At 58.6% G+C, this 7,520-nt stretch carries 6 protein-coding genes; 4 read left to right on the top strand and 2 right to left on the bottom strand.

Features of this window, described 5'->3' with window-relative positions; translation table 11 throughout:
• Positions 1-590 precede the first annotated feature (590 nt).
• Both AWB74_RS35695 and AWB74_RS35690 read right to left on the bottom strand, forming a co-directional pair.
• Positions 591-893: an antibiotic biosynthesis monooxygenase family protein gene (locus tag AWB74_RS35695; protein WP_061151331.1), complete on the bottom strand. Its 303-nt coding sequence runs from the start codon at positions 891-893 to the stop codon at positions 591-593.
• Positions 894-1,055: 162 nt separating this feature from the next.
• Positions 1,056-1,913: a sugar phosphate isomerase/epimerase family protein gene (locus AWB74_RS35690; protein WP_061151330.1), complete on the bottom strand. Its 858-nt coding sequence runs from the start codon at positions 1,911-1,913 to the stop codon at positions 1,056-1,058.
• A 139-nt stretch (positions 1,914-2,052) separates the two neighbouring features.
• Here AWB74_RS35690 and AWB74_RS35685 point away from each other — a divergent pair, with 139 nt between their 5' ends.
• The 4 genes from AWB74_RS35685 to AWB74_RS35670 all read left to right on the top strand — a co-directional run bounded on the left by AWB74_RS35685 (position 2,053) and on the right by AWB74_RS35670 (position 7,510).
• On the top strand, positions 2,053-3,240 hold the full coding sequence (locus AWB74_RS35685; RefSeq protein ID WP_235024804.1) for a sugar ABC transporter substrate-binding protein: 1,188 nt from the start codon (positions 2,053-2,055) through the stop codon (positions 3,238-3,240).
• Between the two features lie 89 nt (positions 3,241-3,329).
• Entirely contained in the window at positions 3,330-4,451 is a 1,122-nt protein-coding gene (locus AWB74_RS35680) for a Gfo/Idh/MocA family protein (protein ID WP_061151328.1), read from the top strand.
• 472 nt (positions 4,452-4,923) lie between these two features.
• Positions 4,924-6,507 (top strand): sugar ABC transporter ATP-binding protein, encoded by a 1,584-nt coding sequence (locus AWB74_RS35675; protein WP_061151327.1) that lies wholly within the window; start codon positions 4,924-4,926, stop codon positions 6,505-6,507.
• The gene (locus tag AWB74_RS35670; protein WP_061151326.1) at positions 6,500-7,510 is read left to right on the top strand and encodes an ABC transporter permease; all 1,011 of its coding nucleotides are present in this window, start codon (positions 6,500-6,502) and stop codon (positions 7,508-7,510) included. The genes AWB74_RS35675 and AWB74_RS35670 overlap by 8 nt, the downstream gene beginning before the upstream one ends.
• Positions 7,511-7,520 lie beyond the last annotated feature (10 nt).

Here is a 7,520-nt window from a genome sequence, read left to right as displayed (position 1 = left end):
AGAGCCGTCGGGCAGTGCCAGGGAAAGCGATTCTGAGTCGTCCATCGTATTCAGGTCGTGTCGTTGTGGCCTTTGCGCCGATTCTGCATCAATGAGGCATCGGGGAGCGTTCGTGGCGGCCTCCGGCAAGGCATTGCGCAGGTGGAGTTTGCCGGCCCATCCATGGAGCGTGCGCCCATCGTGAACGGCGCCGCAGTCGCGATGTGTCGGTTGACGACCGCAAGCTCGGCCGCAGCGTGATCCGCGCTTTGAGACATTTGCGTAATAGCACGCCTGCATCATTGTCAGCGAGTTGTCACGACACTGCAATCAGCGTCAAAAGAAGTTCTCGAAGGGGAGTTCATTTATCTGGCTCTCTGGAAGAGGATGCCCGGCTGCAAAAAGTGCTGGGTTCGGCCGATTTCTGACCTTCGGCTATGGCGTGCAGACGTCACTCCAACGGCTGGTGTACTCTGGAACCAACCGATGTTCAATGCTCGGATATCAGCCCGCGGGAACCATTTAAGCGCTAGCGATGACGAAGTCTTAGCACGTTCTTCAAGGCCAAGCGACAGGCGCTCGAAAGGAGCGCGCAGCGTTGATCGACGTTGTTATTTGTTTTGAAGGACAACCGGAGAGAGAAAACGCACCTCCTTGTCGGCGACGAGGTCTCTGGTGGCCTCGTCATAGACGGCTCGATACGGTTTATGCGGCTGCTCATTGAGCCATTCCTGCATAGAGCCGTTCCATACCTCGAATAAGACCATCTCGTCCGCCGCTCCCGGGTCCTCACTCAGCACGGCGTTGACGAAAGTCGGCTCCTTGCCCATCGTTTTGATGAGCTCGGCAAGATGCGGTACGAAGTGAGTCTTGGTTCCGGGATGCAGCTTGAAACGAACATAGAGTGAGAGCACTCGGTCTTTCCTTCACTGTTTCAGGGCACGGTATGTCAAGAGGAGCACTAATACAGCAACCGCGAACGCAGCTAAGCCGGTGACGCGGTGTAGCCGCACTGGCAGAACGGCCGCGCAGACAAAGACGCGGCCGTTCAACTACAGAGTTTCTGCCACAGCAGATTAGTTCTCGAACTGGCTAATCGTCGCGTTGTACGCGCGTGCAGCCATTTCTTCGAGCGGGAGATTGCGCTCGACTTCGGACAGGATTTCAACGCCCCACGGACCTTCCCAACCGGTAGCCTGAATCGCTTTGATGAAGCCCTTGACGTCGAGGACGCCTTCGCCCGGGAGGCGACGCTTGTGACAGGTGTCCATCCAAAGAGGTTCGATGACATAGCGGTCTGCGTCATCGAGCTCAATGCCCTTGATGAACTCGGGCTTGATGGTGGCGATTTCCTTGAAGTCGATGTTGCCGCGGCTCAAGTGCCAAATGTCGAGCAGCAGACCAGCATTGGCCTTGTTCGCACCTTCGACGATGGCCCTGCCCGTTTCAATCGTGCGGACATTGCTGAACGGCATGATTTCGAGCATGACCTGCGTACCGCGCTTTTCGGCGTCATCGGCCAGCTTGCCGAACTCGTCCACCATGAGCGAGACGTTCGCGGTGTCTTCGCCAATACCGGGGCCGACCTTCACGATACGTGCGCGTAGCTCCTCGGCGGCCTTCAGGTAGTAGTAGCGCTGGCTATCGGAGGTGCGGCGACGCTCGCCCGTTTGATACCAGTCGACCAGGAACTCGAACTCGACATGCTTCATTCCATTGGCTTCGAGGATGCGGCGCATTTCCGGGAAGCCAATCTTGTCGGCGGTGGCGTAGATGTCTGAGTGAATCAGGCCGATGCCGTCCCAGCCAGCCTTCGCGGCCGCTTCGACTCGGTCCTTGAAGCTGAAGGGACTGATTTCCGTCGGACCGAACGGATAAACATCGCCCGAGAGAGTGAAATAAGCGGCGACAAGTTCGACTTTGGACTTGGACATGTGAGACCTCTTGAATGTGACGACGGGCTGTGCGACGCCGGTCGTGGGGAGTTGATGTCCTCAACTATCACGTAGAAGCCACAGCAGATAAACAGCCCTCAAATCGTCTTTCCGTAGAGTGAAAGGACACAATCGCGAAATGTGCGGCGTCGTCGTCGCCTTGGCGCAGCCGCGTAAGGCTCATCGCTCGATTCGTCAAGCGTTCGGTGGCAATCACTACGAGCCCGTCTCCATTTTTCCAGTGAGCGGAAATAACTTTTCGTTCTGTCGCATTTTTCTTTTTGATACCAGGCCTTACTGTGCCTCCACGAAAACATCAACACCCGGCTCCGCCACCACATGGGCCTATTGGAGACACAGCATGAACTTCCGTAAATCCATCATCTCTTGTTTCGCCCTCGCAGCCATCGCGAGCGTCGTTGGTAGCAGCGCCCATGCGGCGGACCAGCCCCGTGTCGCGTTGCTCATGCCGACGCAGAGCGTTGAATACTGGGCGCTTTATGCGAAGGGCTTCGAGAAGGAAGCTGCCGCTCAGGGCATCAAGCTCGACGTGAAGGTAAGCAACTACGACGCAAACGAACAAGCCACTGTGGTCGACCAGACGCTTGCTCAGAAGCCCGATGTCATCGTTCTTATCCCTGTGGACTCGAGCGCCATGGTCCCGTCGATTCGCAAGATTGACCAAGCCAAGATTCCGCTGGTCGTCTCGAACTCGATGCCCGACCAGAAGTATTCCAAGTACTGGAAGGTCTTCACGGGCCCCAACGACATCAGCAATGGCGAAGTCGCCGCGAAGACCATGATTCAGGGCTTCAAGGAAAAAGGATATGGCGACAAAGGCAAAGTCATCGTCATCAACGGACCGATGGGTACGCCGCCTCAAGTTCAGCGCTATCAAGGCTTCGTGGACGGCCTCAAGAAGAATGCGCCTGGAATCGAAGTCGTCGGTTCGCAACCGGCCGACTGGGACGCGGTGAAGGCAGAAGCCGCGGCGTCGGCGCTCTTCACTCAATTTAAGGACGTGAAAGGCGTCTACACGGAAAACGACTCGCAACTTCGCGGCGTTGTGACTGCCGCACAGCGCCTTGGGCTCGACCCGTCGAAGCTCGTAATCATCGGCCACGGCTGCGACTCCGGTGCGGTGGAAGCCATCGCCGCCGGAAAGGCATACGCCACGGTCGAGCAGTCCCCGTTTGACGACGGCGCCTACGCTGCGCGGGCTGCCAAAGACCTCGCGGCGGGCAAGGCACCGCAAGCCATCCAGTATCTGCCGAATCCTGCTGCGACCAAGTCGACGCTCAACGTCTGCTACTCGCAGAAGAAGTAACGAGCACTATAGGGATTACCGTCGCACAGGCGGCGGGACGTTTTTCGCGGCCTTTCGGGGTCGCTTTCGTTTTACGAACGGAGACAACGATGAGACGAGAGATTGGCGTAGCTGTGATTGGCACGGGGTTCATGGGAAAGGCGCACGCGCTGGCATACCGAGCCGTGCCCAACGCCTTTCCGAATTCACTGAGGCCGCGAATGGTGGCAGTGGCCGATGTGAACGAGGCAGGTGCTCAGCAAGCTGCTGAGCACTTCGGATTCGAGCGTGCCACGACCGACTGGCGCACGTTGCTGGACGACCCGAGCGTTCAGGTTGTCTCAATCACGACGCCATGCAGCCTACATCGGGAAATGGCTCTCGCGGCCATCGCCGCCGGCAAACACGTACATTGCGAAAAGCCAATTGCTCCGTCTGCCGCCGACGCCTTCGAGATGATGAAGGCTGCGGAGGCTGCGAGAGTCGTTACGCAGGTTGGCTACAACTACATAAAAAACCCTGTGCTCAAGCTGGCGCGGGAGATGATTGCAGCTGGTGAACTGGGTGAAATAACAAGCTTTCGAGGCGTCCACGCTGAAGACTACATGGCCGACCCGGACATTCCATATGGGTGGCGAGTTGACCCTCAGAACGGGGCTGGCGCGCTGGCTGAAATCGGTAACCATATCGTCGGCATGTCCCGATTCCTGCTCGGGACTGTCACCCAGGTCAACGCACAACTCGAGACCGTCAACAAAACTCGTCCGGTGGCGCCAGGATCGTCCGAGCGGCGTGAAGTCAAGGTCGACGACATCGCCCGACTGATGGTGACGTTTGAGCGGGGATGCTCAGGGTCTATCGAGGCGAATTGGGCGGCGACCGGCCGCAAGATGCAGCTCGAGTTCGAGGTCTACGGAACGAAAGGCGCGCTGTGCTTCTCGCAAGAGCGCTCCAATGAGCTTCAGTACTTCAAAGCCGGGGGCGACCCTCGGACATCGGGGTTCGCCCGTATCGAAGCGGGCCCGGCTCATCCTCCCTACGAAAACTTCACTGTGGCCGGCGGGCACCAGCTTGGCTTCAATGACTTGAAGACCATCGAGATGGCGGAGTTCATCGCAGCTATCGAGCACGGCACCCCCGCGTTCCCGGATTTCCGAGAGGCTTGGGAAATCCAACGCATCGTCGACGCGGCGATTCGGTCGTCGGCGCAGGGACAGCGAATCACGCTCTAAGACAGCCACACGGGCTAAGGTTACGCGCGGTTGGTCGGGCATCACGCCCCGACCTCCGTGCGTGTTTGTTTGCAAGCTGTCGACAGCACGGATATTTCCTTGCACCGGAAATATCATTTCGCCGCAGCGCATTTTTCTTTTCCAGGCGAACTAATAATCTGTGACTCAACGATAACGAAGCCGCTGACGCGAGTTTCTGCTGGAGACGACCTGCATTCCTGCGCACGCAGCAATTTCCTGGGAATTCGTCTTCTCAAAGACGACCAACAGCAGCGTCGCTGACGCCGCAGCGCCTCCTGGCTCGTTCCGAGCCTTGGAAAGCAAACTGGCCAGCATCGACGCAGGACATCGTTATTCGAGATGTATGCCGTCACCCACACACGACCAGCTACGCGCAGGAGGTGGGCGACTGTGACAGGCATCAGCCCTTGACAGTGGATGACCAAAGAGTCTCCGCGTTTGGAGGAAGACAATGCTGCAAGACGCGAATCCCGGCGCCGAGCCGGTAGCTGCTCAGAGTCTGCTCTGCGCTCGCAATCTCACAAAACATTATGGTGGCGTCAAAGCGCTGACAGGCGTCAGCCTCGAATTGGCGCCCGGTGAGATTCATGCGCTCTGTGGAGAGAACGGCGCAGGCAAAAGCACGTTCATCAAGATTCTCGGCGGGCTCGTTCAGCCTGACGACGGCGAAATCACCGTCGACGGCCACAATCTGAAACTAGGGAGTCGCACTGACCCGCGACTTATCTCCATCGTTCACCAAGAGCTCGCAATTGTCCCGACGCTCTCGGTGCTCGACAACATTCTTCTCGGCGGCGCGGACCAGAGCGAAATCTACCGACGCGGTCAGTATCGCGACTCTGTCCGCGAGCATCTCGACTCGGTCGGGTTGTCACACGTCAAGCTCGACGCCTCGGCGTCCCGGCTCAGCCTTGCCGAATGCCAGCTCGTAGAAATCGCACGGGGCATGTCGCGACAGGCGAAGGTGCTCCTCCTCGACGAGCCGACTGCCACTTTGTCGGATGCGGAGATTGTTCGAGTCTTTGACGTCGCGCGCAAGCTGCGCGACCAAGGCACGGCAATGATATTCGTGAGCCACCGCCTCGATGAGGTCTTTGCACTGACCGACCGGGTGACAGTTTTCCGCAATGGCCAGCACGTCCTGACGCAACGTACCTCCGACATGACGACCGCTGAAGTGGTCAAGGCGATGATTGGGCGCGAACTTGTGCATAGCAAGGTCAAGCCGCCCGAGAGCCGCGCTGATGTCGCGCCGCGACTGTCGGTGTCTGACCTGACGGTCGCAGATAAGGTCAAAGACCTGTCGGTCGATGTAGCGCCCGGTGAGATTCTCGCGGTCGTCGGTCAGCTCGGCTCTGGGGCTGAAGTCCTCGTCGAGGCGCTCGCCGGGCTTCGCGGCGACATCTCCAACTCAGTCAAGGTCGATGGACAGCCCATCAAGCTCGACAGCATCCGCAGTTCCTTGAAGGCAGGCATCTCATACGTTGCGGAGGACCGTGCAGATAAGGGCGTGTTTCTGGATGCGCCGATTGCTATCAACATCACGGCCTCCGTCATGGCGAAGTTCAGCAAGGCCGGAATCATGCGACGTGCCGGTGAGCAGGAGGAGGCTCGACGCCTCGCGTCGATGTTCGCCATCGACCCGAAGCGCCTTCCTCATGACGTGTCGACGCTCAGCGGTGGCAATCAGCAGAAGGTGTCGCTCGCGAAAGCCGTCGCGCTCGCGCCTCGCCTGTTGCTGTTGAACGAGCCCACCCGAGGCGTTGACATTGGCGCTCGCGCGGAAATCTATTCGACGCTTCGCAAGATGGCGGACGACGGCTTGGCGATTGTCTTCTACTCGACAGACCTCGAAGAAATTCTGGAACTCGCAGACACGGTTCTCACCGTCTTCCGTGGTCGGATGGTTCGCCATAAACCTCGATTTGAAATTGATGGTGACACGCTGCTCCACGACATCGTCGCGGGCGATAGCGACGCATCTCACGGACATGTCTCTTTCCGAAACCAACCTGCGGAGGTGGGTAATGCATAAGACCGCTATGGAGCCCACTGCACAAGTGTCGCCAACTGCGTTGCGACGGTGGGCATCTGCACTTTTTGGAACGACGAGCATTCATGCCGCGTCGATTCGAATCGCGACGCTCGTCCTCATCGTCGTCGCTGCGGCCATCGTGCCGCACTTCACGGAGTTCGGGAACCTGCAGTCGCTGATGTATTCGGTAGCGGCAGTCGGTATCGGCGCTATCGGTATGGCGCTCGTCACACTCAGCGGAAACCTGTTCATGCTGTCGATGGGCGCGACGGCAGCGGTCTCGACCGTCATGTTTGCCGCGCTCATTCATTTGGGTTTGGGTGCGACGCTGCTGCTTGTCGTATTGAGCGGCCTGCTGATGGGTGCCGTTCAGGGCGGAATCATCGCTCTAGGGAAAGCGAACCCCATCATCACGACAATTGCCACCTCGTCAATCATCATCGGTGCAGGGGTCATCTACACCGGCGGCTTGACTGTTATCGGGAAAGGCGACGCCACCTGGCTCGGTCAAGGCAAGCTGTTCGGCTGGCTGCCGACTCAAATCCTCGTGCTGGCTATCTTCGCGGCAATCGCGAGCTTCATTCTCCAGAAGTCGCGTATCGGACGGGAAATCCGGTTGCTTGGAATGCGAGCCGAAGTTGCGCGTATCGCAGGGCTGAGAACGATGGCTGCGACGCTCGTTTGTTACGCGTTCGCTGGCGCAGCTGCGGCACTTGCCGGCTCTCTGATTGCCTCATCTTCGGCACAAGGCAATCTCACGTACGGCATCGACCTCGACTTCAACGCGATTGCGGCCGTGCTGGTTGGTGGCATTTCGATTCGTGGTGGTCGTGGACAGATATCGGATGCGGTCACTGGCGCCATCTTCCTTGCTGTCATCAGCAACATCCTGTTGGTCAGCGGCGTGAGCTACGAGTACCAACTGGTCGCAAAAGGCATCGTGGTTCTCGCAGCGGTGGTGTTCGGCGCGTTGCTCGCCCGGCTCGGTTCGGGACGGAAATAACAGGAGACTC

The sequence above is a fragment of the Caballeronia arvi genome, from assembly GCF_001544695.2.
In the GTDB taxonomy this organism is placed as follows: Bacteria; Pseudomonadota; Gammaproteobacteria; order Burkholderiales; family Burkholderiaceae; genus Caballeronia; species Caballeronia arvi.
This window is presented reverse-complemented; position numbering and strand designations above follow the sequence as displayed.

Excerpts from the sequence above, each read along its gene's own strand:
- AWB74_RS35690 (WP_061151330.1), bottom strand. The coding sequence starts at position 1,913 with ATGTCCAAGTCCAAAGTCGAACTTGTCGCCGCTTATTTCACTCTCTCG.
- AWB74_RS35670 (WP_061151326.1), top strand. The coding sequence starts at position 6,500 with ATGCATAAGACCGCTATGGAGCCCACTGCACAAGTGTCGCCAACTGCG.
- AWB74_RS35675 (WP_061151327.1), top strand. The coding sequence starts at position 4,924 with ATGCTGCAAGACGCGAATCCCGGCGCCGAGCCGGTAGCTGCTCAGAGT.
- AWB74_RS35685 (WP_235024804.1), top strand. The coding sequence starts at position 2,053 with ATGTGCGGCGTCGTCGTCGCCTTGGCGCAGCCGCGTAAGGCTCATCGC.
- AWB74_RS35680 (WP_061151328.1), top strand. The coding sequence starts at position 3,330 with ATGAGACGAGAGATTGGCGTAGCTGTGATTGGCACGGGGTTCATGGGA.